The organism is Ectopseudomonas guguanensis, from assembly GCF_900104265.1.
GTDB classification, from domain to species: domain Bacteria; phylum Pseudomonadota; class Gammaproteobacteria; order Pseudomonadales; family Pseudomonadaceae; genus Aquipseudomonas; species Aquipseudomonas guguanensis.
Map to the genome: position 1 here is coordinate 105,389 of NZ_FNJJ01000005.1, position 24,200 is coordinate 129,588.

Here is a 24,200-nt window from a genome sequence, read left to right on the forward strand (position 1 = left end):
TGGCTATGGGTGATCGGCATGATTATGTCGCCCTGGAGTGGGTCAAAGGCGAGATAGGGGAAACCCTGAAGCAGGCGCGGCAGGCCCTGGAGGCGTTCGTCGAGAACCCGCAGGACCCCACGCGCATGCGCTTCTGCCTGACCTACGTGCACCAGGTTCACGGCACCTTGCAGATGGTCGAGTTCTACGGCGCCGCATTGCTCGCCGAGGAAATGGAGCAGCTGGCCAAGGCGCTGATGGAGGGCCGCGTGGCCAACCAGGGCGAGGCGCTGGAAGTGCTGATGCAGGCCATCCTGCAGCTGCCGGTGTACCTGGACCGCATCCAGACCGCGCGCCGCGATCTGCCGATGGTCGTGCTGCCGCTGCTCAATGACCTGCGCGCCGCCCGCGGCGAGAAGCTGCTGTCGGAAACCAGCCTGTTCTCCCCGGACATGTCCACTCGCCTGCCGGCGCTGCCGGAAGGCAGCATGGCGCGCCTGCGCACCGCCGAACTACCGGTGCTGCTGCGCAAACTGCGGCAGATGCTGCAGATGGCGCTGGTCGGCGTGATCCGCAATCAGGACCTGGCCACCAACCTTGGTTACATGGCCCGCGTCTTCGCGCGTCTGGAAAGCCTGTGCAAGGACGCCCCGCTGGGCGGCCTGTGGCAGATCGCCTCCGGCCTGGTCGAAGGCCTGGCCAACGGCAGCGTGGTCAATGGCACCTCGGTGCGTACCTTGCTGCGCCAGGTCGACAAGGAGCTCAAGCGCCTGGTCGAGCAGGGCGCCGACGGCATCAACCAGTCCGCGCCGGACGAACTGACCAAGAACCTGCTGTTCTACGTGGCCAAGGCGCCGGCGCAGTCGCCGCGCATCCGCGCCCTCAAGGAACAGTACCGTCTCGACGAAGCACTGCCCGACAACGAGGTGGTGGACGAGGAGCGCGCCCGTCTGGCCGGCCCCGACCGCGATGCCATGCGCTCGGTGGTCGCCGCGCTGTGCGAGGAGCTGGTGCGGGTCAAGGACAGCCTGGACCTGTTCGTGCGCAGCGATCGCACTCAGCCCGGCGAACTGGATGCCCTGCTGGCACCGCTCAAGCAGATCGCCGATACCCTGGCCGTGCTCGGCTTCGGTCAGCCACGCAAGGTCATCCTCGATCAGATCGACGTGGTCCACAGCCTGTCTCTCGGTCAGCGCGAGCCCAACGACGCGGTGCTGATGGACGTCGCCGGTGCGCTGCTCTACGTCGAGGCCACCCTGGCCGGCATGGTCGGTCCGAGCGACGACAGCCAGAACGAGCAGAGCCACCTGCCGACCACCGATGTGGCGCAGATCCACCAGCTGGTGATCAAGGAAGCGCGCAACGGCCTGGAACAGGCCAAGGACGCGATCATCGAGTTCATCGCCTCGCAGTGGAACCACGAGCACCTGGCCCGCGTGCCCGAACTGCTGACTCAGGTCCGTGGCGGCCTGGCGATGATCCCGCTGCAGCGCGCCGCCGACCTGCTCAACGCCTGCAACCGCTACATCCAGGAGCAACTGCTGGCGCGCAAGGCCGTGCCCAACTGGCAGAGCCTGGACACCCTGGCCGACGCCATCACCAGCGTCGAGTACTACCTCGAGCGTCTGGCCGAAGACCATGGCGCCCAGGGCGACCTGATTCTCGATGTCGCCGAGGAAAGCCTGGAAGCTCTGGGCTATCCGCTCAAGGAGAAGCCGTCGATCCTCGATCGCGTCGAGCCGCAGGAAGAACCGCTGGCACCGCTGGCCGACCCGCTGCAGGAGATCGAGCTGCTGGGCGCCGAGGACGAACACCTCGAAGAGCCCCTGGCCGAGCCAGCGCCGCTGACGTTCGAGCTGGCCGAGCCCGGCGAAGACGCCGTCGCGCTCGAATCGCTCGACGCCGAGCCCGAGCTGCCTACCGCGAGCGAGGCTGGCGACACCTTCACCTTCGAAGTGGACGCGCTCGAGGAACTGCCCGCGCTGCAGAGCGAAGAAATCATCGCCGCGCCGTTGCTCGATGCCGAGTCCGAGCCTGTGCTGGAACTCGAAGAGCTGAGCCTGGACCCGCTGGCCGAGACGCCGCAGTGGGACGAGCTTGAGCTGGCCGAGCTGGAGTTGCCGGAAGTCGAATTGCCCAGCGCCCCCGAGCCCGAACCCGAGGTGCCAGCGGCGGAGAAACCGCTGTCGATGGCTGACGTGATGGCCGCACCGGTACAGGCCATCAACCCGCCTGCCGCCGACGTGCCGCCGAGCCTGCTGCCGCCACCGGCGGACGAGGAGCCGGTGGATGAAGAGCTGCTGGAAGTCTTCATCGAGGAAGTCGGCGAGGTGCTGGAAACCATCGCCGAATACCTGCCACAGTGGCAGGCCGATACCGCCAACAAGGACGCGCTGATCGAAGTCCGTCGCGCCTTCCATACCCTCAAGGGCAGCGGCCGCATGGTGCGTGCGCTGATCATCGGCGAGCTGGCCTGGTCCATCGAAAACCTGCTCAATCGCGTGCTGGACCGCAGCATCGAGCCGAACGAGCCGGTACAGCAGGTGGTGCTCGACGTGGTGGCGCTGATGCCGGCGCTGGTCGAGGAGTTCGCCGCCAAGGCGCAACGTCAGCGTGATGACGTCGACCTGCTGGCCGCTACCGCGCATGCCCTGGCCAAGGGTCTGACGCCCCCAAAATCTGACGCCCCGGCCGCCCAGCAGGTAGCCGAGCCCGCGGGCGTTGACGAAGCTACCGCGCTTGTCGAGCAGACCGAGTCGGTTGCCGACTCGTCGCTCGACGACGATCCCCTCGACCCGCAGTTGCTGGAAATCTTCCGCAACGAGGCGGAAACCCACCTCGATACCCTGGTGGGTTTCCTCGCCGATTGCGCGCAGGAATTGCCGCAGCCGGTGACCGATGACCTGCAGCGCGCGCTGCATACCCTCAAGGGCAGCGCCTACATGGCCGGTATCCTGCCGGTGGCGGAAATCGCCGCGCCGCTGGAAAAGCTGGTCAAGGAGTTCAAGACCAACCTGATTCAGGTGGACCTGGCTGCCGCCGAGCTGCTCAGCAGCGCCGAGGGCCTGTTCCGCATCGGCCTCGATAATCTGGAGAGCCAGCCGCTGGCGGCCATCCCCGGTGCCGAGGCGTTCCTCGCACGGGTGCAGAGCCTGCATCAGGAGCGCCTCGCCAACGTCGAAGACGAGCGCATGGCGCAGCATGGCGAAAGCCGTGACCCGCAGCTGATCAGCATCTTCCTCGCCGAAGGCATGGACATCCTGCTCGATGTCGAGGACCTGTTGCGCAAATGGCGCGAGCATCCGTCCGAGCGTCAGGAGCTGTCTGCGCTGCTGGAAGAGCTGACCACCCTCGGTCGGGGTGCCGAGATGGCCGAGCTGCCGCAGATCGACGAGCTGTGCGAAGCCCTGCTGGACCTCTATGGCGCGGTGGAAGAAGGCAGCCTGGCCGTCAGCGAACGCTTCTTCGACGAAGCGGAAAAGGCTCACGAAGCGCTGATCGGCATGATGGATCAGGTTGCGGCCGCCTTGCAGGTCAGCCCGCAGCCCGAGCGGGTGCAGGCCCTGCGCGACCTGCTCAGCGAAGCCATCGACCCGAACACCCTGGCCCTGCTGGCGCCTGGCGCCGAGGGGCTGGAAATCATCGAACTGGACCAGGCCACTGCCGAACTGCAGCAGGCCGATGCCGAGCCGGACGCCCCGGACGAGCTGACGATCGAGGCACCGAGCATCGACGAGCAGGGCGAAGAGCCGCAGGTCGAGGCGCCGGTCGCAGAACAATCGTTCTCTGCCGACGCCGATCTCGATGAAGAAATGGTGGAGATCTTCCTCGAAGAGGCCGTGGATATTCTGGAAAGCGCCGGCCAGGCGCTCGAGCGCTGGCTCGGCGAGCCGGACAACACCCTGCCGCTGTCCTCCCTGCAGCGTGACCTGCACACCCTCAAGGGTGGCGCGCGCATGGCTGCGATTAGCCCGATCGGTGATCTTGGCCATGAGCTGGAGTCGCTCTACGAGGGGCTGGTCGACCGCCGCTACAGCTACTCGCCGGAGCTGGGCAGCCTGCTGCAGCAAAGCCACGATCGCCTGGCGCAGATGCTCGATCAGCTGCAGGCTCGCCGTCCCTTGGTCTGCGGTGATGACCTGATCGAGGCGATCCGTCAGTTCCGTCAGGGCGGAGCTCCGCAGAGCCTGTCGGCCGCCGTCGCTCAGGTCGAGCCTGAGCCGGACGACATGCCCATCGAGGTCGCCGAAGAGCAGGCCGAAAGTTTCGAGCTGCCGCCCCTGGCACTGGTCGAGGACGATCTGCTGCTCGATGCAGAGCCACAGGCCGAGCCCGAGACCGAGTTGCCGCTGGTCGATGAAATCGAGCTGCAGTCCGACGCCGAGCCGCTTGCGAGCGAAGCTGTTGCCGAGCCCGAGCCCGAGCCCGAGCCCGAGCCCGAGCCACAGAGCGCAACCCTGGCCAACTGGCACGATGAGCGCGATCCCGAGCTGGTGGAAATCTTCCTCGAGGAAGGTTTCGACATCATCGACAGCGCCGGCGCCGCGTTGCAGCGCTGGATGGCCGACGTCGACAACAGCCTGGAGCTGGAAGCCCTGCAGCGCGACCTGCACACCCTCAAGGGTGGTGCGCGCATGGCCGAGATCCGCGAGATCGGTGATCTGGCCCACGAACTGGAGTTTCTCTACGAAGGCCTCGGCGCCGGTCGTCTGCGCGCCAGCCCGGAGCTGTTCGGCCTGCTGCAGGCTTGCCACGACCGTCTTGCCGAGATGCTCGAAGCCGTGCGCGGCCAGCGTGCGGTTCCGCAGGGCGATGCCCTGATCGAAACCATCAAGCGCTTCCGGGCCAACCCAGACGAGCAGCTGAGCATGCCGTCGGCGGTGCAGCTCAAGGCCGTGGTCGAACACGACGACGCCGAGGAAGCGGACAGCGACATCCTGGATATCTTCCTCGAGGAAGGCGACGACCTGCTCGAGGCGATGGAAAGCGCCATCGGCCGCTGGGAAGAACAGCGCGACGACGGCAATGCCATCGACGAGATGCTGCGCATCCTGCACACCCTCAAGGGTGGCGCGCGCCTGGCCGGGCAGAAGCGTCTCGGCGATCTGAGCCACGACCTGGAACAGCATCTCAGCGAGGCGCTGCAACAGGGCGCGCCCTGGCCGGAAAGCCTGTTGCTCGACGTGCAGTCCGGCTTCGAAGGGCTGCAGCAGGAACTCGACCTGCTGCGCCAGCGCCTGAGCGCCAGTCTCGCCGATGAACCGGCAGTGGCTCCCGTGATCGAGGCCGAGCCGGAAGCGGCCACGGTCGCCAGCCTGCGCAACCCCATCGTCGCCGCCAGTGAAGCGCCGACGCAGATACAGGCGCCCAAGGTCCTGCCGTTCGTGCAGCGTGCGCAGGAGGCCGCTCAGGAGGCTGCCGCCCGCCGTGCGCCGCAGGAGCTGGTCAAGGTACCGGCGGAGCTGCTCGAAGGTCTGGTCAACCTGGCGGGTGAAACCTCGATCTTCCGCGGCCGCGTCGAACAGCAGGTCAGTGATGTCAGTTTCACCCTGAGCGAGATGGAAGCCACCATCGACCGGGTACGCGATCAGCTGCGTCGTCTCGACACCGAAACGCAGGCGCAGATTCTCAGCCGCTACCAGGCCGAGGCCGAGCGTGCCGGCTACGAGGACTTCGACCCGCTGGAGATGGACCGTCACTCGCAGCTGCAGCAGCTGTCGCGGGCGCTGTTCGAGTCCGCTTCCGACTTGCTCGATCTGAAGGAAACCCTGGCGGCGAAGAACCGTGACGCCGAGACCCTGCTGCTGCAACAGGCGCGGGTCAACACCGAGCTGCAGGAAGGCCTGATGCGTACGCGCATGGTGCCGTTCGATCGCCTGGTGCCGCGTCTGCGCCGTATCGTGCGGCAGGTGGCCGGCGAGCTGGGCAAGCAGGTCGAATTCATCGTCGGCAACGCCGAAGGCGAGATGGACCGCACCGTGCTCGAACGTATCGTCGCGCCGCTGGAGCACATGCTGCGCAACGCCGTCGACCACGGCATCGAGATGGCCGATGTGCGCCGCGCCGCCGGCAAGCCGGACACCGGCACCATCCGCCTCAATCTCGGCCGTGAGGGTGGCGACATCGTCCTCACCCTGGATGACGACGGCGGTGGCATTCGCCTGGAGGCCGTGCGGCGCAAGGCCATCGAGCGTGGCCTGATGGATGCCGACAGCGACCTGAGCGATCACGAGGTGCTGCAGTTCATCCTCGAAGCCGGCTTCTCCACCGCGGAGAAGGTCACGCAGATTTCCGGGCGCGGCGTCGGCATGGACGTGGTGCATTCGGAGGTCAAGCAGCTCGGCGGCTCGATGAGCATCGACTCGACGGTCGGCCAGGGCACCCGCTTCACCATTCGCCTGCCGTTCACCGTGTCGGTCAACCGTGCGCTGATGGTGTACTCCGGCGAAGACCTCTACGCCATCCCGCTGAACACCATCGAGGGTATCGTGCGCGTCTCGCCCTACGAGCTGGAGGCCTACTACGCCCCCGATGCGCCGCGCTTCGAATACGCCGGGCAGGCTTACGAGCTGAAGTACCTGGGTGACCTGCTGAACAACGGCCAGCAGCCCAAGCTGGTGGGCCAGAGCCTGCCGCTGCCGGTGATCCTGGTGCGCTCCAGCGAGCACGCCGTGGCGGTGCAGGTGGACAGCCTGGCCGGTTCGCGCGAGATCGTGGTGAAGAGCCTCGGGCCGCAATTCGCCGGAGTGCATGGCATCTCCGGTGCGACCATCCTCGGTGACGGCCGCGTGGTGGTGATTCTCGACCTGCTGGCGACCATCCGCGTGCTGCACGCGCATCTGCAGAGCCAGCTGATGCCACGCCTGGCCTCGCGCCAGGCTGCCGCCAACGAGGACGTTGACCTCGACCGCCCGACGCTGGTCATGGTGGTGGATGATTCGGTCACCGTGCGCAAGGTCACCAGCCGCCTGCTCGAGCGTAACGGCATGAACGTGGTCACCGCCAAGGACGGGGTGGACGCCATCGCCCAGCTGCAGGAGCACAAGCCCGACATCATGCTGCTGGACATCGAGATGCCGCGCATGGACGGCTTCGAGGTGGCCACGCTGGTGCGCCACGACGAGCGCCTCAAGGACCTGCCGATCATCATGATTACCTCGCGTACCGGCGAGAAGCACCGTGAGCGGGCCATGGCCATCGGCGTCAACCAGTACCTCGGCAAGCCCTATCAGGAGTCCTTGCTGCTCGACACCATTGCACAGTTGGTGGATAGCCACCGGGTCAAACGGACATGACAGACAAATCCTCAGCGCGTATTGCAGTAATTGCCGACACCTCGCTGCAGCGTCATGTGCTGCAGCAGGCCCTGGCCGGCGGCGGCTACCAGGTGGTGCTCAACAGTGACCCGGCGCGCCTCGACGAGGACGCGCTGGCCGCCTGCGACACCGACCTGTGGCTGGTGGACCTGGCGCAGTCGGAAGATTCGCCACTGGTCGACAGCCTGCTGGAGCGCGCCAGCGCCCCGGTGCTGTTCGGCGAGGGCCACGCGCCGGAGCGCCATTCGGAGAATTACCCGCGCTGGGAGCGCAGCCTGTTCGGCAAGCTCAAGCGCCTGGTGGGCGATCCGACCCAGGCGGTCGGGCCGAGCCTGCAGGCGCTGCTCGACGAGGCGCAGCGCCCGACGCGTCTGGAGTTGCCGCAGGCACTGGCCAACACGCCGCTGAAGGCCGGCGAGCCGGCGCGGCAAGTGTGGTTGCTGGCCGCCTCGCTGGGCGGTCCGGCGGCGGTCAAGGCCTTCCTCGATGCGCTGCCCGGTGGGCTGCCCATCGGCTTCATCTATGCCCAGCACATCGACGCCAGTTTCGAGGCGGCGTTGCCGCAGGCGGTCGGCCGTCACAGCCAGTGGCATGTCAACTCGGCGCGGCATGGCGACCCGGTGCGCTGTGGCGAGGTGGTGGTGGCGCCCATCGCACGGGAGCTGGGCTTTGCCGAGGACGGCGCGATGCAGATCGCCGAACGCGGCTGGCCGGAACCCTACAGCCCTTCCATCGACCAGATGATGCTCAACCTGGCGCAACAGTTCGGTGCCCAGTGCGGCGTGATCGCATTCAGCGGCATGGGCAGCGACGGCAGCGCCGCCGCTGCTTACGTCAAACGCCAGGGCGGGGTGATCTGGACCCAGCGCGCCGACAGCTGCGCCAGCCCGAGCATGCCCGACAGCCTGCGCGAAGGCGGTTACAGCAGCTTCAGCGCCGATCCGCGCGAGCTGGCCGTGGCGCTGGTCAATCACCTCGCCGAACATTGCAGTTGAGGACCTTTCAATGAGCCAAGCCGTCGCCACCCAGAACAGCGCCGCCGGTCTTACCGGTCTGCTGGTACCCCTGGCCGACCGCACCCTGCTGCTGCCCAACGTGGCGGTGGCCGAGCTGATTCCCTATCGCGCGCCGCAGGTCAGCGAAGGTACCCCCGACTGGTTTCTCGGTCAGATCGCCTGGCGTGATCTGCGCTTGCCGCTGCTGTCCTTCGAGGCCGCCAGCGGTGGCCAGGCGCAGGTCGCCGGTGGTGCGCGCGTCGCGGTGCTCAACGCCCTGGGTGGTCGGCCCAAGGTCAAGTTCATCGCCCTGCTGGTGCAGGGGATTCCGCGCTCGCTCAAGGTCGGCAGCGACCTGCCGGCGGCGGATGTCGAACTGGCGCCGCTGGAGCTGGGCGCCGCACGTGTCGGCGACGAGGTGGTGCGTATCCCGGATCTGGCGGCGCTGGAGCAACAGCTCGCCGATGCCGGCCTGATCTGAAGTGACCAGACGCTCAGGCGAGCGCCCATGAAAAAGCCCCGGCACTGGCCGGGGCTTTTTCGTTACTACCGTGGAGCTGTCAGCGCTGCGGTTGTTGCTGCGCTTCGGCCTTCTCTGCAGTCAGATTGTCTTCCGAGGTGCTGCCGCCCCAGTAGTCGGCATTGGTGATGCCGAGCTTCTCCGGGTGGAATACCGGGTCCTTGCCCTCGTCCAGCTGCTGCTCGTAGTCCTTCAGGCACTTGTAGGCGACCTTGTGCATGAGCAGGATGGCGATGATGTTCAGCCAGGCCATTAGGCCCACGCCGAGGTCACCCAGATCCCAGGCGAAGGTGGCGGTGTGCACGGTGCCGTAGACGGTAGCCGCGATGATGCCGAACTTCAGCAGCAGGGTGAGAATGGGGCGCTTCACCTTGCGGTTGATGTAGGCGATGTTGGTTTCGGCGATGTAGTAGTACGCCAGGATGGTGGTGAAGGCGAAGAAGAACAGGGCGATGGCGACGAAGGCGTTGCCGAAGCCGGGCATCATGTTTTCCATCGCGGTCTGCACGTAACCCGGGCCTGCAGCGACGCCGGCGATACCGGTGAACATCGCGCTGCCATCAGGCGCCTGGACGTTGTACTGACCGGTGATCAGCAGCATGAAGGCGGTGGCGGAGCAGACGAACAGGGTATCGACGTACACCGAGAAGCCCTGCACCAGACCCTGCTTGGCCGGGTGGCTGACGGCGGCGGCGGACGACGCGTGCGGACCAGTGCCCTGGCCGGCTTCGTTGGAGTACACGCCACGCTTGACGCCCCACTGGATGGCCATGCCGACGATGGCGCCGAAGCCGGCCTCGAGGCCGAAGGCGCTCTTGACGATCAGCATCACCACTTCCGGCAGCTTCTCGATGTTCAGCAGGATGATCACCAGCGCCACCAGGATGTAGCCCAGTGCCATGAACGGCACGACCACCTGGGTGAAGTGGGCGATGCGCTTGACGCCACCGAAGATGATCAGACCGATCAGCACGGCCAGCACGGCGGCGGTGACGTTCGGGTCGATACCAAAGGCGGTGTTGACGCTGGAGGCGATGGAGTTGGCCTGTACGCCCGGCAGCAGCAGGCCGCAGGCGAACACGGTGACAATGGCGAACAGCCAGGCGTACCACTTCAGACCCAGGCCGCGCTCGATGTAGAAGGCCGGGCCGCCGCGGTATTCACCGTTGAGCTTTTCCTTGTACACCTGACCGAGGGTGGACTCGACGAACGCCGAGCTGGCGCCGAGGAAGGCCACCATCCACATCCAGAACACGGCACCCGGACCACCGAAGGTGATCGCGGTGGCCACACCGGCGATGTTGCCGGTACCGACGCGACCGGCGAGGGTCATGGTCAGAGCCTGGAAGGAGGTGATGCCATGTTCATCGGTCTTGCCGGTGAACATCAGGCGAATCATTTCTTTGAAGTGGCGAACCTGGAGGAAGCGGCCGCGCAGGGAGAAGTAGAGACCAACGCCGAGACAGAGGTAGATCAGCGCCGGGCTCCAGACCAGACCGTTTAGGGTCGAGACCAGTTCGTTCATGCAATGCTCCTGGGCATGCGGCCGCCTTTTGGGCGGTGCCGAGGCCCGTTGTTTGTTATTGGAAGAGAAACGACGCTGCGGGGCGCCGGCCTCGGCCGAGCGCGGGTTGCTGGTGAGCGGGTCGCGCGTGCGGCGCGCAGAGCATGACAAAGACTGCGGGTCTTGCAATCTCTTGAGGTCACAATTTGTTACGTCAAGGCGACATTTTACCCCTGAAGGTCGCCCCACAGCTGCTGAGCCACGCTCAGGGCCACCACGGGAGCCGTTTCCGTGCGTAAAACGCGCGGCCCCAGGCGGGCGGCGTGGAAGCCGGCGCCCTTGGCCTGGTCGACTTCGGCGTCGCTCAAACCACCTTCCGGGCCGATCAGAAAGGCCAGGCTATCCGGTTTGGCGTGGCTCTGCAGGGCAGCAGCGATCGGGTGCAGCACCAGCTTCAGGTCGGCTTCGGTCTGCTGCAGCCAGGCGGACAGTTCCAGCGGCGGATGAATGACAGGCAGCACCGAGCGACCGCATTGCTCGCAGGCGCTGATCGCCACCTGGCGCCAGTGGGCCAGGCGCTTGTCGGCGCGCTCGTCCTTCAGGCGCACCTCGCAGCGCTCGCTGACGATCGGGGTGATCTCGCTGGCGCCCAGCTCGGTGGCCTTCTGGATCGCCCAGTCCATGCGCTCGCCGCGTGACAGGCCCTGGCCCAGGTGAATGCGTAGCGGCGATTCGGCCAGGCCGTCGAGCGCTTCACGCAGCTCCACGCGCACCGTCTTCTTGCCCACTTCGATCAGCTCGCCGAGGTATTCCCGGCCGCTGCCGTCGAACAGCTGCACCGCGTCGCCCGCGGCGTGTCGCAGCACGCGGCCGATGTAGTGGGCCTGGGCTTCGGGCAGCTCATGCTGGCCGAGAGAGAGCGGGGCGTCGATGAAGAAACGGGAAAGGCGCATAGGGAGGGCTGCACGCGGCAAGTTCGAAGCGGCAAGTGTAAAGGGGTGGTGCGCGCGGCGCACCCTACTGCGATGGCGCCGCTTCTTCGTAGGGTGCGCCGTGCGCACCGGGCTTCGCTTATGGCTCGCTCAACCCGGATCGCGATGATCGGGATAGCGATTGTCCACGGCCACGCTGACGGTTTCGCGGGTGGCGATATCGATGCCTTCGCTGGCCACCTCGGCGAGAAAATCGATCTCCTCGGGGGTGATCACGTAGGGCGGCAGGAAGTACACCACGCTGCCCAGCGGGCGCAGCAGCGCACCGCGCTTCAGTGCGTGCTGATACACCGCCAGGCCGCGCCGCTCCTGCCAGGGGTAGGCGGCTTTGCTGGCCTTGTCCTGCACCATCTCGACCGCCAGGGCCATGCCGGTCTGGCGCACTTCGGCGACGTGCGGATGATCCTTGAGATGCTCGGTGGCGCTGGCCATGCGTGCCGCCAGGGCCTTGTTGCGTTCGATCACGTCGTCATCGCGGAAGATATCCAGGGTCGCCAGGGCGGCGGCGCAGGCCAGCGGGTTGCCGGTATAGGTGTGCGAGTGGAGGAAGGCGCGCAGGGTGGCGTAGTCGTCGTAGAAGGCGCCGTATACCTCGTCGGTGGTCAGCACTGCGGCCATCGGCAGGTAGCCGCCGGTCAGTGCCTTGGACAGCACCAGGAAATCGGGAGTGATGCCGGCCTGCTCGCAGGCGAACAGGGTGCCGGTTCGGCCGAAGCCCACGGCGATCTCGTCATGGATCAGGTGCACGCCATAACGGTCGCAGGCTTCGCGCAGCAGCTTGAGGTAGATCGGGTGGTACATGCGCATGCCGCCCGCGCCCTGGATCAGCGGCTCGACGATCACCGCGGCGACCTCGTGGTGATGCTCGGCCAGGGTGCGCTCCATATGAGCGAACATGACGCGCGAGTGTTCCTCCCAGCTCACGCCCTCGGGACGCAGGTAGCAGTCCGGGCTGGGTACCTTGAGGGTGTCGAGTAGCAGCGCCTTGTAGGTATCGGTGAACAGCGACACATCGCCCACCGACATCGCCGCCACGGTTTCGCCGTGATAACTGTTGGTGAGAGTGACGAAGCGCTTCTTGCCGGTCTGGCCGTTGTTGAGCCAGTAGTGGAAGCTCATCTTCAGCGCCACCTCGATGCCCGAGGAGCCGTTGTCGGCGTAGAACACCTTGGCAAGGCCGGGCGGAGTGATCTGCACCAGGCGCTCGGACAGTTCGATGACCGGCTGATGGGTGAAGCCGGCGAGCATGACGTGCTCGAGGCTCTCCAGCTGTTCGCGGATGCGCGCGTTGATGCGGGGGTTGGCGTGGCCGAAGACATTCACCCACCAGGAGCTGACCGCATCCAGATAGCGCTTGCCGTCGAAGTCCTCCAGCCATACGCCGGAGGCCTTGCGAATCGCCACCAGGGGCAGGCGCTCGTGATCCTTCATCTGGGTGCAGGGGTGCCACAACACGTCGAGATCGCGTTGCATCCAGTGGTCGTTCAAGCTCATGGTGCGTCTCCCAATCATCAGCGCAACAGCCTACCAGAAGGCGCGCCCGCCGATCCGCCGGATACGGCCGCCCGGCCCCGTATGACGAACTTCCCCGGCGCTGCGCTGGACTAAGCTGGCGGGTTGGAATCACGCCTTTTTAATATCGTATTTCTCGATATTTCATAGCGAAATTTTCCGCTTTAAATCGATAGATTTGCCGTTAGTCTTGCTCGGAAACTGGATTGGGGAAGCCTCCCATGCAATGGCGTAACACCTCTGCTCGTTATGGTCTGGTCAGCGTGCTGTTGCACTGGCTGGTGGCGCTGGTCGTGTTCGGCCTGTTCGCCCTGGGGTATTGGATGGTGGGCCTGAGTTATTACGACCCCTGGCGGCAGAGCGCGCCCGATCTGCACAAGAGCATCGGCATCCTGCTGTTCGCCGTCATGCTGCTGCGCGTGCTGTGGCGCTTGCTCAATCCGGCGCCTGCTGCGTTGGCCAGCCACGGCCAGCTCACTCGCCTGGCCTCGAAGCTGGGGCATGGCGTGCTCTATCTCGGCCTGTTCGGCGTGATGATCTCCGGCTATCTGATCTCCACCGCCGATGGCCGTGGCATCGAGGTGTTCGGCCTGTTCAGCGTGCCGGCGACCCTGACCGGCATCCCGCAGCAGGAGGACATCGCCGGCGCCATTCACGAATACCTGGCCTGGGGCCTGGTGATCTTCGCCGGCCTGCATGGCCTGGCGGCACTCAAGCACCATTTCATCGACCGCGATAGCACCCTGCTGCGGATGTTCGGGCGCTGACGCATTCATAACCGGGCCAAGGCCCACCTAGATCGACAACCTCGCAAGGAGAACACCCATGTTGAAGAACGCCCTCGCTGCACTGGTTCTGGGTTCCGCGCTGATCGGCGGCCAGGCCATGGCGGCCGACTACGCCATCGACAAGCAAGGCCAGCACGCCTTCGTCAACTTCAAGATCAGCCACCTGGGTTACAGCTGGCTGTACGGCACCTTCAAGGACTTCGACGGTACGTTCAGCTTCGATGCCGCCAACCCGGAAGCCAGCAAGGTCAACGTGACCCTCAACACTGCCAGCGTCGACACCAACCACGCCGAGCGTGACAAACACATCCGCAGTGCCGACTTCCTCAACGTGTCCAAGCACGGCACCGCTACCTTCGAGTCGACTTCGGTCAAGTCCACCGGCGAAGGCACCGCTGACGTCACCGGCAACCTGACTCTCAATGGCGTGACCAAACCGGTGGTGATCGCCGCCAAGTTCATCGGCGAAGGCAAGGACCCGTGGGGCGGCTACCGTGCCGGCTTCGAGGGCACCACCACCTTGAAGCTGAAGGACTTCGACATCACCAAGGACCTCGGCCCGGCTTCGGAAACCGTCGAGCTGATCATCTCGGTAGAAGGTATTCGTCAGTAAGGTCCGGAGAGCTTTAGCGCTATCGGTGCGCACGGCGCACCCTACGCTCAACGCCCTCGCACCAACGAAAACGCCGCCCATCGGGCGGCGTTTTCGTTTGCACGTCAGCTTACTCGTCGCGGTTGCGCGTCAGCAGCGCCGGCTTCTCGCCGCGCGGCCGCGAGCTGTTGCTCAGCTCGTCGAGTTGCTCTGCGGTGGGGAAGCGATCCAGGCGCGAGCCCTTGTGCATGATGATCGGCTGCTTCTCGCGCGGGTTGCGCACGGCCGCCTCGGCGCGCGGCAGTTCGTCACGGTCAAGCGAGGTGATGCGACCATCATGGGCAGGACGGCCGCGGCCACGGTTGCCACCGTTGCGGCCCTGGCCACCTTGACCGCCCTGACCACCGCCCTGGCGGCGCTTCTTGCCCGCGCCATTGCCCGCGCCGTTGCTGCCGCCGTTGTTGCTGCGCGGTCCCTTGCCGTTCTGCCGCGGCTGGCCCTGCGCCGCGCCATTGGCGGGTGCGGCGCCGGAGCGACGGCCACGGCCCTGCTGCTTGTTCTGGTTGGGGCTGACGTAGTCGACACGGTTGCCGAAGTTGTCGATCTCGTCGTCGAGGAATTCCTCCGGATCACGATCCGGCGGCAGCGCGGGGATCGCCGCGGCGGCCTGGCCCTGGCCATCGTTGCGCGGTCCCTGGCCGCGGCGTTTCTGGCCCTGCGGCTTGGCCTTCTGTTCCTTGCCGCTGTCCTTGCCCTTGTCCTTGCGACCGCTGCCGTGGCGCTCGCCCTTGGGCTTGTCGCCGCCTTCGGCCTTCTGTTTCTTCTGCCCGGCATTGCGCGGTTGGCGCGGTTCGCGCACTTCCGGGCGCTCCGCTTCCACGGCGCTGGCATCGAAGCCCATCAGGTCACCGTCGGGGATCTTCTGCTTGGTCATGCGTTCGATGCTTTTCAGCAGTTTCTCTTCGTCCGGGGCGACCAGCGAGATGGCCTCGCCGCTACGGCCGGCGCGGCCGGTACGGCCGATACGATGCACGTAGTCTTCCTCGACGTTGGGCAGCTCGAAGTTGACCACGTGCGGCAACTGGTCGATGTCCAGGCCGCGAGCGGCGATATCGGTGGCGACCAGGATGCGCACCTGGTTCGCCTTGAAGTCGGCCAGGGCCTTGGTGCGCGCGTTCTGGCTCTTGTTGCCGTGGATCGCAGCCGCCGGCAGGCCGTGCTTGTCGAGGTACTCGGCCAGACGGTTGGCGCCGTGCTTGGTGCGGGTGAACACCAGCACCTGTTCCCAGGCGCCCTGGGTGATCAGGTGGGCCAGCAGGGCGCGCTTGTGGCTGGCAGCCAGGCGGAACACGCGCTGCTCGATACGCTCGACCGTGGTGTTCGGCGGGGTGACCTCGATGCGCTCCGGGTTGTGCAGCAGCTTGCCGGCCAGGTCAGTGATGTCCTTGGAGAAGGTCGCCGAGAACAGCAGGTTCTGGCGCTGCGCCGGCAGGCGGGCGAGGACCTTCTTCACGTCATGGATGAATCCCATGTCGAGCATGCGGTCGGCTTCGTCCAGCACCAGGATTTCCACGTGGGACAGATCTACGCTGCCCTGGCCGGCCAGGTCGAGCAGACGGCCCGGGCAGGCGACGAGCACGTCGACGCCCTTGGCCAGTGCCTGGACCTGCGGATTCATGCCGACACCGCCGAAGATGCAGGCGCTGACGAATTTCAGGTCACGCGCATAGATCTTGAAGCTGTCGTGCACCTGGGCGGCCAGTTCGCGGGTGGGGGTCAGTACCAGCACGCGCGGTTGTTTCGGGCCATGGCGCTGTTCGCGGTCCGGGTGGCCGGCGGGGAACAGACGCTCGAGAATCGGCAGGGCGAAGCCTGCGGTCTTACCCGTGCCCGTCTGGGCCGCCACCATGAGATCGCGACCTTGCAACACGGCGGGAATGGCCCGCTGTTGCACCGGAGTGGGCTGGGTGTAGCCGGCGGATTCGATCGCACGGACTAGAGCCTCGGAGAGACCGAGGGAAGCAAAGGACATGGGCAATCCTGTACGTAGTGAGGGCGTGGCCCTATGGGGTGATATTGCCTGGCTTGAATCATGCGTGGGGCGCGTGATCCCGTCCGGTACTGCTGGCTTCTGGGAGCTAGCATCCGGGCGCAAGCCTGGCGGGAAGGCCCGAGTATAACAGAGCCGAGAGGTTGCGCAGCTATCAGCCTGTCGGCTGGTTCACGGCCCGGGCTGCTCGGGGTTGGCATAGCGTTGCTGCAGGCGCGCATAGGCGGGCTCGCGCTTGAAGCGGCGCAGCTCGCCAGCGAAGTCGGCCGCCAGTCGCTGCAGCGCCGGGTCGCGACGCAACGCCAGGTACAGGCGGTCATGGCCGACGGCCTTGCGGTTGTAGTCGACCTGATCGAGCAGGCCCAGCTGCGCGCTCAGGTAGAGGCCCGCGCGGCGATCGTTGACCACCAGATCGACACGGTGGCGCACCAGCTTGCCCAGGTTGGCTTCGTGAGTCGGCGCCTCCTCGCGACTGAATAGCGTCGAGGTGCGCAAGGCTTCGTCGTTGTACCAGTAGCCGGGCGAGATGCCGATCACCAGATCGCGCAGGTCTTCCAGGCGCTCATAAGGGTAGGGACGGTTGCGCGCGTGGAACAGCACGAGCTCGACTTCGCTCAGCGGCTCATCGACGAAGAGCATGCTCGCCTCGCGCTCGGGCAGATGGAAGATATCCAGAATGCCGTCGGCATGGCCGTGTTCCAGCGCCAGCAGGCAGCGTTTCCAGGGCAGGAACTGCAGCTCCAGCTGCATGCCCAGGCGGCTCAGCACCTCGCGGGTTATCTCGTAATCGAGGCCGGCCGCCTGGCCGTTTTCCTCATGCACATAAGGCGGCCAGGCCTCCGTGACCAGGCGCAGCGTTTCGCCGCGAGCGGCGAACGCGATGCAACCTAGCAGCAGGATGGCGATAATCTGGCGCTGGATTAATGGCATTGCGCCAGGTTAGCCATTTTGCTCGTGCCCCGAAAGCCCGGCATCGCTCAGCCCACCACCCGATAGCAGGGCTCGTAGGCGCTGCCGCCGGGCAGCTTCATGCGGTGCTGCTCGACGAAGGCCTGCAACAGGCGATCCAGCGGACGCATGATGCTGGCCTCGCCACGGATTTCGTACGGGCCGTGTTCCTCGATCAGGCGGATGCCGTTCTCCTTGACGTTGCCGGCGACGATGCCGGAGAAGGCGCGGCGCAGGTTGGCGGCCAGGTGGTGCAGCGGCTGCTCGCGGGTCAGGTTGAGGCTGGCCATGGCTTCATGGGTCGGCTCGAACGGGTGCTGGAAGCTCTCGTCGATCTTCAGCAGCCAGTTGAAGTGGAAGGCGTCGTTGCGCTCGCGGCGGAACTGACGCACGGCCTTGATGCCGGCGGCCATTTCGCGGGCTACTTCGGCCGGGTCGTTGAGGATCATGCGGTAGCGCTGCTGCGCCGCCTCGCCCAGGGTGGCGCCGATGAAATCGTGCACCTGTTGCAGGTAAGGGCCGGCGCTCTTTGGCCCGGTGAGAATGACCGGGAAGGGCAGATCGCGGTTGTCCGGGTGGGTGAGGATGCCCAGCAGGTAGAGGAACTCCTCGGCCGTGCCGGCACCGCCCGGGAAGATGATGATGCCGTGGCCGACGCGAACGAAAGCCTCAAGGCGCTTCTCGATGTCCGGCAGGATCACCAGTTCGTTGACGATCGGGTTGGGCGCCTCGGCGGCGATGATGCCCGGCTCGGTCAGGCCCAGGTAGCGGCCGGTGAGGTTGCGCTGCTTGGCATGGCTGATGGTGGCGCCCTTCATCGGGCCTTTCATCACGCCCGGGCCGCAGCCGGTGCAGATGTCCAGGCCGCGCAGGCCCAGCTCATGGCCGACCTTCTTGGTGTACTTGTACTCCTCGGTGCTGATCGAGTGGCCGCCCCAGCACACCACCATCTTTGGTTCGACGCCGCTGCGCAGGGTCTTGGCATTGCGCAGCAGGTGAAAGACGTAATCGGTGATGCCTTCGGAGCTGTCCAGGTCGATGCGCTTGTGCTCCAGTTCGCTCTGGGTGAAGACGATGTCGCGCAGGGCGCTGAACAGCATCTCGCGGGTGCTGGCGATCATCTCGCCGTCGACGAAGGCATCGGCTGGTGCGTTCAGCAGCTCCAGGCGGATGCCGCGATCCTGCTGGTGGATCTTCACTTCGAAGTCCGGGTAGGCCTCGAGGATGGTCTTGGCGTTGTCGCTGTGCGAGCCGGTGTTGAGGATCGCCAGGGCGCACTGGCGGAACAGGCGGTAGACGCTGCCCGAGCCGGTTTCGCGCAGTTGCTGCACTTCGCGCTGGGAGAGGGTTTCCAGGCTGCCCTTGGGGCTGACGGAGGCGTTGATCGTGGAGCGTTTGAGCATGAAAAGTGGTCCTGGTGGCAAGCTCGCGCCAAAGAACGGCGCTGAGGAAGTTCGAATTCGTTGTCGCAGCGGATGTTGCGGTGTTCGGTTGATGAGGGTCAGCGTCTGGCCGCTGGTGTGTCGGTTGCGGGTTCGCTCGGGTTCAGCAGAAATACCACATAGCCGCGGAACCAGGGACTGCTTTGCAGGTAATCCGGCGCCTGCCATTCGCCGTTTTGTATCAGGCCGATGCGAAACGGCAACTGCAGTCGCGCAATGCTCGGCAGGTAGCGCTGGTAGCCGGCGATGCTGTGGCGGCCCTGGTAGGTCTGCATCACCACCTCATCGACCACCCCGGCCAGGCGGTTCAGCGCCGCCGGGTCGGCATTGCCGGCCCAGTCCAGCAGGCCGGTGATGCTCAGGCGGTATTGCCGCGGCAGGCGCTGGCGCAGGTCTTCGAGGAAGGCCGCGTAACGATCCAGGCGCAGCGTTTGCGCATCGAAATCGATCTGCACCCCGCTGACCCGGTTGCCGGAACGCTGCCAGCGCTGCAATTGGCTCAGCAGCAGGGCGAATACCTCGTCGTTCCAGTCCAGGGTATGCGCGCGATACACCACCCAGAGCTCGACCTCCTTCGACAGCCTGGGCGTGGCCGGGTTCTGTGCCTGCATGCGTGCCGATGGATTGCCGGCGCGGCGCGGACCATCGATCTGCCCCTGCAGCACGTACAGCGTACGGGCCTGGGCCAGCACCGGCTGTGGCGTCACGCCGGCCCACAGCCAGAATGCCTGATGCTCGCTGGCATCGACGCGCGCTGCCTGCGCCGGCAGGCCGGCTGCCAGCAGGAGCAGGCCTACCAGTAATACTTGAGTCGCTGCGCCCACTGGGTGTCCGCGTAGCTGCGCTTGAGGGTCTGGAACCACTGCTTGCGTTGGTCCTTGCTGATGTCCTGGCCATCGCAGCTGTTGTAGCCGCTGGGCGCATAGCAGTTGATCGCGCGGAACAGGGCGTAGGCCTTGTCCTCACGGCTGACCTGCGGCGCAGTCAGCAGCAGCTGGTAGGCGGCCAGGCGGGAAAAGGACGCGCCCTGGAACTGGCTCGGCGCGCTGCCCAGTTCGCCAGTCGCCGGCGGACGGTTCAGCCAGTGATCGTCGAGGCCGTGGATGCGGATGAAGTCGCCCAGGCACAGCATGCCCTGGGCGTCCTCGGCATTGGCCGCGAGGCGCTCGGCGATCCTGACCAGGCTCGGGCAGACATAGCCGGCATCGCTGCCGCCGCTCCAGGCGAACAGGCCAGGATCGAGGTGCTGCGCTGGCTGTGTCGCCTTGTACGGGAACTGCGCGAAATCGCGGAGAAAATCGGCGTAGCGACCGTAATCCAGATCGCGATAGAGCAGGGTGTACAGCGCGGTTGCACGCTCATCTGCCGGTGCCTGCTCGTTGCCGGCCTGCTGGCGCAGCAGCTCGGGGCCGGCGCCATAGGTCAGCAGGCGCTCACGGATCGGCGCGGTGGTGATAGGCGAATCGGCGGCGAACACCTTGCCCAGTTCGCCACTGCGCTCATGGTTCAAGGCCAGGGCCAGTTGCAGCTGGGCGCGTTGCAGCGGGTCTTGGCTGCTTGCCAATAGCGTCTGCCAGTGCTGCAAGGCTGCGGCCTGCTCACCCTTGGCTTCCAGCGCCAGGCCGCGCAGGGTTTCCTGGCTGAAGGCGAGGGCACTCATAGGCCCGGAACCGGTATCCGGCAGGGCGGCGAGAGCCTTCTGGGCATCGCCGCCGCGGTAGAAATGCCAGGCAGCGACCAGGTAGGCATGCAGGCCGGGCTGGCTGGCGAAGCGCGGTTGCTGCGCCTGCAACTGCTCGAGGGACAGGCGCGGCTCGCGGTTGCTGCCGGGATCGCGCAGCTGGATCAGGTCGACCATGGCCAGCAGCAGCGGGTCTTCGATGGCATCCGGGGCGAGGCTGGGCAGCAGCTTGGCGTCCAGCTCCTCGATCAGTGCGGGCATGTCGACCTGCTGCGCGCCACGCTCGAATTGCCGGGCAAAGGCCTCGGCAAAACGCCGGGTGTCACCGGCAAGCCAGTACACGCGACGTTGCAGACCGCGCGCCGAGTCGCTGTAGAGGCCCTGCGGATAGTTGGTCAGATACTGCTCGAAGGCCTTCGTGCTGGAATCGAGGCTGGTGTTATCCACCTGCTCCGGACTGAAGAATCCGTACTCGTCGAAGGCGTTCAGTTGCGCCTGATTCAGGGCGACGCGACCGAGCAGGTATTGGGCGGTTTCACGTAGCCAGGGCTGCTCGCTGTCCGCGAGTTCGGCGAAACGTTCACGGGCCTGCTCGAAGTCGCCGCGATAGAAGGCGTCGGCGCCGCGCAGGTAATTGCCGAAGGCCTGGGCAGCGGGCGACTGCAGCTGCGTCGCTTGCGGCAGTATTTCCTCCGTTTGCGGATCACCCTCGCCGCACAGGCTCAGCAGGCTGCGCCGCGAGCGGGCCAGCGCCTGCGCTTCGCTCGCGGCCAGATCCGGCGTGGCGCTGAGGGCATCGACGAAGCCGCGCATGGCCTGCAGATCGTTGCTGCGGCAGCGATTACCCTCGCCTTCGGCGAAGCGGTGTATGGCGAAAGCATCCACTTCGCTGTCGATGCCCAGGCGCTGCAAAGCCTGGGTCAGGTACGCCACGTTCGGGTCGACGCCTTGCTCGTCGGCCTCGGTCGCCTCGCCAAGGGCGCGGTTCGCATCGAGCATGCCGAGGCTGAAGGGCACCAGGCCGTAGCCGTACTCATAACCGTCGAGCGCCTGCGGTGTGCGGGTCAGCTTCAGGTAGCCGGCATCGTCGAGCAGCAGCTGCAGGTTGACCCGGCTGTCGTTGCCGGGGCTGAGAAAGGCCAGGTTGTTGCACCCCGAGAGCTGGTCCGAGATCAGCTTCCAGCTCGGTGTGCAGGTCATGTCGGAGCTGGCCAGAGCAGCTGGCGCATGCAGGCCGCAGAGCAGGGCGAGGGGAAGGAGGCGCTTGAGTGTCATTGGCTCATCCTTGAGCGTGGGAGCCGCTGCGCGGCTCCCTGCCCGTCAGCGTTTGAGGTCGAGGTTGTTCCAGATGGCCAGGCTGGGACCGGCCAGGTTCATGCTGTAGAAGTGCAGGCCCGGCGCGCCACCTTGCAGCAAACGTTCGCACATCTCGGTGATCACCTGCTCGCCGAAGGCGCGAATGCTGTCGGCGTCGTCGCCATAGGCTTCCAGCTGCTTGCGCACCCAGCGCGGGATCTCGGCACCGCAGGCATCGGAGAAGCGCGCCAGCTTGCTGTAGTTGGTGATCGGCATGATGCCCGGCACCACCGGTATGTCCACGCCCAGCTTGCGCACGCGCTCGACGAAGTAGAAGTAGCTGTCGGCGTTGAAGAAGTACTGGGTGATGGCGCTGTCGGCACCGGCCTTGGCCTTGCGCACGAAGTTGGCGATGTCGCTCTCGAAGTTGCGCGCCTGCGGGTGCATCTCCGGGTAGGCGGCCACTTCGATATGGAAGTGATCACCGGTTTCAGTGCGAATGAACTCGACCAGCTCGTTGGCGTAGCGCAGCTCGCCGCTGGCCATGCCCATACCCGACGGCAGGTCGCCGCGCAGGGCGACGATGCGCTTGATGCCGGCATTCTTGTACAGGTTGAGCAGTTCGAGCAGCTCGGCCTTGCTGTCGCCGACGCAGGACAGGTGCGGCGCGGTCGGCACCTTCACCTCGCCATCGAGCTGCAGCACGGTGTTGAGCGTGCGGTCGCGGGTCGAACCGCCGGCGCCATAGGTGCAGGAGAAGAAATCGGGTTTGTAGGCCGCCAGTTGGCGCGCCACGTCCATCAGTTTTTCATGCCCGGCTTCGGTCTTGGTGGGGAAGAACTCGAAGCTGTAGCGGCGTTCTTGGCTCATAGGTTTCTAGCCTTGGAGACGTAGGGTGGATGGCGTTTTTCCATCCACCTGCGGGAAGTCGGCGGTGGATAAGTCAGAGGCTTATCCACCCTACGCATCAGTAGCGGTAAGCGTCCGGCTTGAACGGGCCTTCCACGGACACGCCGATGTACTCGGCCTGCTGCTTGGTCAGCCGAGTGACCACGCCGCCAAAGCCCTTGACCATTTCCAGCGCCACTTCTTCGTCCAGCTTCTTCGGCAGCACTTCGACGGTCAGACGCTCGGCTTTCTTCTCGGCGGAGAGGTCGGCGAACTTCTGCTCGAACAGGAAGATCTGCGCCAGCACCTGGTTGGCGAAGGAGCCGTCCATGATGCGGCTCGGGTGGCCGGTGGCGTTACCCAGGTTCACCAGACGGCCTTCGGCCAGCAGGATCAGGTAGTCGTCGTTGGCCGGATCGAAGCTGCCGGCACCGGTGCGGTGGATCTTGTGCACCTGCGGCTTGACCTCTTCCCATGCCCAGTTCTTGCGCATGAAGGCGGTGTCGATCTCGTTGTCGAAGTGGCCGATGTTGCACACCACGGCGCGCTTCTTCAGGGCCTTGAGCATGTTGGCATCGCAGACGTTGACGTTACCGGTGGTGGTGACGATCAGGTCGATCTTGCCCAGCAGCGCCTTGTCGATGCTGGCCTCGGTGCCATCGTTGATGCCGTCGATGTACGGCGATACCAGCTCGAAGCCGTCCATGCAGGCCTGCATGGCGCAGATCGGGTCGATTTCGCTGACCTTGACGATCATGCCTTCCTGACGCAGCGACTGCGCCGAGCCCTTGCCCACGTCACCGTAGCCGATGACCAGCGCCTGCTTGCCCGACAGCAGGTGGTCGGTGCCGCGCTTGATGGCGTCGTTGAGGCTGTGGCGGCAGCCGTACTTGTTGTCGTTCTTGCTCTTGGTCACGGCGTCGTTGACGTTGATCGCCGGGACTTTCAGGGTGCCGGCCTTGAGCATGTCGAGCAGGCGGTGCACACCGGTGGTGGTCTCTTCGGTGATGCCGTGAATGCGCTCGAGCATCTGCGGGTATTTCTTGTGCAGGATCTCGGTGAGGTCACCGCCGTCGTCCAGCACCATGTTGGCGTCCCACGGCTTGCCGTCCTTGAGGATGGTCTGCTCGATGCACCACTCATACTCTTGCTCGGTCTCGCCCTTCCAGGCGAATACCGGGATGCCGGCGGCAGCGATGGCGGCAGCGGCCTGATCCTGAGTGGAGAAGATGTTGCAGCTTGACCAGCGCACTTCGGCGCCCAGGGCGGTCAGCGTCTCGATCAGCACGCCGGTCTGGATGGTCATGTGGATGCAGCCGAGGATCTTCGCGCCCTTCAGCGGTTGGCTGGCGGCGTACTTGCGGCGCAGACCCATCAGGGCCGGCATCTCGGATTCGGCGATGGTCAGTTCCTTGCGGCCCCAGTCGGCCAGGGAAATATCGGCGACCTTGTAGTCGTTGAAGCCGGCAGGCGTCAGTACAGCGCTCATAATGAGTTCTCCATTCGTTGTCTGCGAATGGGCGCCGTTGATGCGTTTGGATAACGCCCCGGGCGAGCCTGACAACCTGGACGGTTGCTGCAGCGCCCCTCGACCGGGTGGCGGGAGCGACCGGAGCGGTGCCGGTCGCGTGAAACTCGCAGATTATAGCGAGCCAAACGCCCGCGCCCAAGGTTTTCCGTCGGCCTGCGCGCCACGT

15 protein-coding genes and 1 riboswitch are annotated in these 24,200 nt (G+C 65.7%); of the genes, 5 read left to right on the forward strand and 10 right to left on the reverse strand.

Annotated elements, in window-relative coordinates; genetic code table 11:
* The first annotated feature begins 5 nt into the window (after positions 1 to 5).
* From BLS61_RS09220 to BLS61_RS09230, 3 genes are read left to right on the forward strand one after another with little or no spacing between them, the layout of a single operon-like run.
* Positions 6 to 7,274: an Hpt domain-containing protein gene (locus BLS61_RS09220; protein ID WP_090430083.1), complete on the forward strand. Its 7,269-nt coding sequence runs from the start codon at positions 6 to 8 to the stop codon at positions 7,272 to 7,274.
* On the forward strand, positions 7,271 to 8,290 hold the full coding sequence (locus BLS61_RS09225; RefSeq protein WP_090430085.1) for a chemotaxis protein CheB: 1,020 nt from the start codon (positions 7,271 to 7,273) through the stop codon (positions 8,288 to 8,290). The genes BLS61_RS09220 and BLS61_RS09225 overlap by 4 nt, the downstream gene beginning before the upstream one ends.
* Before the next feature lie 10 nt (positions 8,291 to 8,300).
* On the forward strand, positions 8,301 to 8,771 hold the full coding sequence (locus BLS61_RS09230; RefSeq protein WP_090430087.1) for a chemotaxis protein CheW: 471 nt from the start codon (positions 8,301 to 8,303) through the stop codon (positions 8,769 to 8,771).
* 79 nt (positions 8,772 to 8,850) lie between these two features.
* On the opposite strand, the gene BLS61_RS09235 is transcribed toward BLS61_RS09230, so the two are convergent.
* The 3 genes from BLS61_RS09235 to BLS61_RS09245 all read right to left on the reverse strand — a co-directional run bounded on the left by BLS61_RS09235 (position 8,851) and on the right by BLS61_RS09245 (position 12,800).
* Positions 8,851 to 10,335, reverse strand: a complete 1,485-nt coding sequence (locus BLS61_RS09235) for an alanine/glycine:cation symporter family protein (RefSeq protein WP_090430089.1) — start codon at positions 10,333 to 10,335, stop codon at positions 8,851 to 8,853.
* A gap of 206 nt (positions 10,336 to 10,541) precedes the next feature.
* On the reverse strand, positions 10,542 to 11,267 hold the full coding sequence (locus BLS61_RS09240; RefSeq protein ID WP_090430093.1) for a 16S rRNA (uracil(1498)-N(3))-methyltransferase: 726 nt from the start codon (positions 11,265 to 11,267) through the stop codon (positions 10,542 to 10,544).
* A 129-nt stretch (positions 11,268 to 11,396) separates the two neighbouring features.
* Positions 11,397 to 12,800 carry an adenosylmethionine--8-amino-7-oxononanoate transaminase gene (locus BLS61_RS09245; RefSeq protein WP_090430095.1) on the reverse strand — a complete coding sequence of 468 codons (1,404 nt, stop codon included), beginning with the start codon at positions 12,798 to 12,800 and terminating at the stop codon, positions 11,397 to 11,399.
* A 239-nt stretch (positions 12,801 to 13,039) separates the two neighbouring features.
* On the opposite strand from BLS61_RS09245, the gene BLS61_RS09250 reads away from it, so the two are divergent.
* The gene (locus BLS61_RS09250; RefSeq protein ID WP_090430097.1) at positions 13,040 to 13,585 is read left to right on the forward strand and encodes a cytochrome b; all 546 of its coding nucleotides are present in this window, start codon (positions 13,040 to 13,042) and stop codon (positions 13,583 to 13,585) included.
* A gap of 58 nt (positions 13,586 to 13,643) precedes the next feature.
* Positions 13,644 to 14,219, forward strand: coding sequence for a YceI family protein (locus BLS61_RS09255; RefSeq protein WP_090430099.1), 576 nt, complete (start codon positions 13,644 to 13,646; stop codon positions 14,217 to 14,219).
* 109 nt (positions 14,220 to 14,328) lie between these two features.
* Here BLS61_RS09255 and rhlE2 read toward each other — a convergent pair whose 3' ends face one another.
* The 7 genes from rhlE2 to ahcY all read right to left on the reverse strand — a co-directional run bounded on the left by rhlE2 (position 14,329) and on the right by ahcY (position 23,992).
* A complete protein-coding gene (gene rhlE2, locus BLS61_RS09260; protein WP_208598788.1) occupies positions 14,329 to 16,230 on the reverse strand; it encodes an RNA helicase RhlE2 in 1,902 nt (633 codons plus the stop codon).
* A 189-nt stretch (positions 16,231 to 16,419) separates the two neighbouring features.
* On the reverse strand, positions 16,420 to 17,178 hold the full coding sequence (locus BLS61_RS09265; protein WP_090430101.1) for a substrate-binding periplasmic protein: 759 nt from the start codon (positions 17,176 to 17,178) through the stop codon (positions 16,420 to 16,422).
* Between the two features lie 47 nt (positions 17,179 to 17,225).
* Positions 17,226 to 18,599, reverse strand: a complete 1,374-nt coding sequence (gene ppnN / locus BLS61_RS09270; RefSeq protein ID WP_090430103.1) for a nucleotide 5'-monophosphate nucleosidase PpnN — start codon at positions 18,597 to 18,599, stop codon at positions 17,226 to 17,228.
* 98 nt (positions 18,600 to 18,697) lie between these two features.
* Complete coding sequence (locus BLS61_RS09275; protein WP_090430105.1) at positions 18,698 to 19,462, reverse strand: DUF3142 domain-containing protein; 765 nt, start codon at positions 19,460 to 19,462, stop codon at positions 18,698 to 18,700.
* Complete coding sequence (locus BLS61_RS09280; protein ID WP_090430107.1) at positions 19,432 to 21,594, reverse strand: PA5441 family protein; 2,163 nt, start codon at positions 21,592 to 21,594, stop codon at positions 19,432 to 19,434. Before BLS61_RS09280 ends, BLS61_RS09275 begins: the two co-directional genes overlap by 31 nt.
* Before the next feature lie 45 nt (positions 21,595 to 21,639).
* On the reverse strand, positions 21,640 to 22,485 hold the full coding sequence (metF, locus tag BLS61_RS09285; protein WP_090430109.1) for a methylenetetrahydrofolate reductase [NAD(P)H]: 846 nt from the start codon (positions 22,483 to 22,485) through the stop codon (positions 21,640 to 21,642).
* Between the two features lie 97 nt (positions 22,486 to 22,582).
* The gene (gene ahcY, locus BLS61_RS09290; protein WP_090430111.1) at positions 22,583 to 23,992 is read right to left on the reverse strand and encodes an adenosylhomocysteinase; all 1,410 of its coding nucleotides are present in this window, start codon (positions 23,990 to 23,992) and stop codon (positions 22,583 to 22,585) included.
* A 22-nt stretch (positions 23,993 to 24,014) separates the two neighbouring features.
* Positions 24,015 to 24,099: riboswitch (S-adenosyl-L-homocysteine riboswitch) on the reverse strand.
* Positions 24,100 to 24,200: the final 101 nt, after the last annotated feature.

Excerpts from the sequence above, each read along its gene's own strand:
- BLS61_RS09220 (WP_090430083.1), top strand. The coding sequence starts at position 6 with ATGGGTGATCGGCATGATTATGTCGCCCTGGAGTGGGTCAAAGGCGAG.
- BLS61_RS09225 (WP_090430085.1), top strand. The coding sequence starts at position 7,271 with ATGACAGACAAATCCTCAGCGCGTATTGCAGTAATTGCCGACACCTCG.
- BLS61_RS09230 (WP_090430087.1), top strand. The coding sequence starts at position 8,301 with ATGAGCCAAGCCGTCGCCACCCAGAACAGCGCCGCCGGTCTTACCGGT.
- BLS61_RS09235 (WP_090430089.1), bottom strand. The coding sequence starts at position 10,335 with ATGAACGAACTGGTCTCGACCCTAAACGGTCTGGTCTGGAGCCCGGCG.
- BLS61_RS09240 (WP_090430093.1), bottom strand. The coding sequence starts at position 11,267 with ATGCGCCTTTCCCGTTTCTTCATCGACGCCCCGCTCTCTCTCGGCCAG.
- BLS61_RS09245 (WP_090430095.1), bottom strand. The coding sequence starts at position 12,800 with ATGAGCTTGAACGACCACTGGATGCAACGCGATCTCGACGTGTTGTGG.
- BLS61_RS09250 (WP_090430097.1), top strand. The coding sequence starts at position 13,040 with ATGCAATGGCGTAACACCTCTGCTCGTTATGGTCTGGTCAGCGTGCTG.
- BLS61_RS09255 (WP_090430099.1), top strand. The coding sequence starts at position 13,644 with ATGTTGAAGAACGCCCTCGCTGCACTGGTTCTGGGTTCCGCGCTGATC.
- rhlE2 (WP_208598788.1), bottom strand. The coding sequence starts at position 16,230 with ATGTCCTTTGCTTCCCTCGGTCTCTCCGAGGCTCTAGTCCGTGCGATC.
- BLS61_RS09265 (WP_090430101.1), bottom strand. The coding sequence starts at position 17,178 with ATGCCATTAATCCAGCGCCAGATTATCGCCATCCTGCTGCTAGGTTGC.
- ppnN (WP_090430103.1), bottom strand. The coding sequence starts at position 18,599 with ATGCTCAAACGCTCCACGATCAACGCCTCCGTCAGCCCCAAGGGCAGC.
- BLS61_RS09280 (WP_090430107.1), bottom strand. The coding sequence starts at position 21,594 with ATGACACTCAAGCGCCTCCTTCCCCTCGCCCTGCTCTGCGGCCTGCAT.
- metF (WP_090430109.1), bottom strand. The coding sequence starts at position 22,485 with ATGAGCCAAGAACGCCGCTACAGCTTCGAGTTCTTCCCCACCAAGACC.
- ahcY (WP_090430111.1), bottom strand. The coding sequence starts at position 23,992 with ATGAGCGCTGTACTGACGCCTGCCGGCTTCAACGACTACAAGGTCGCC.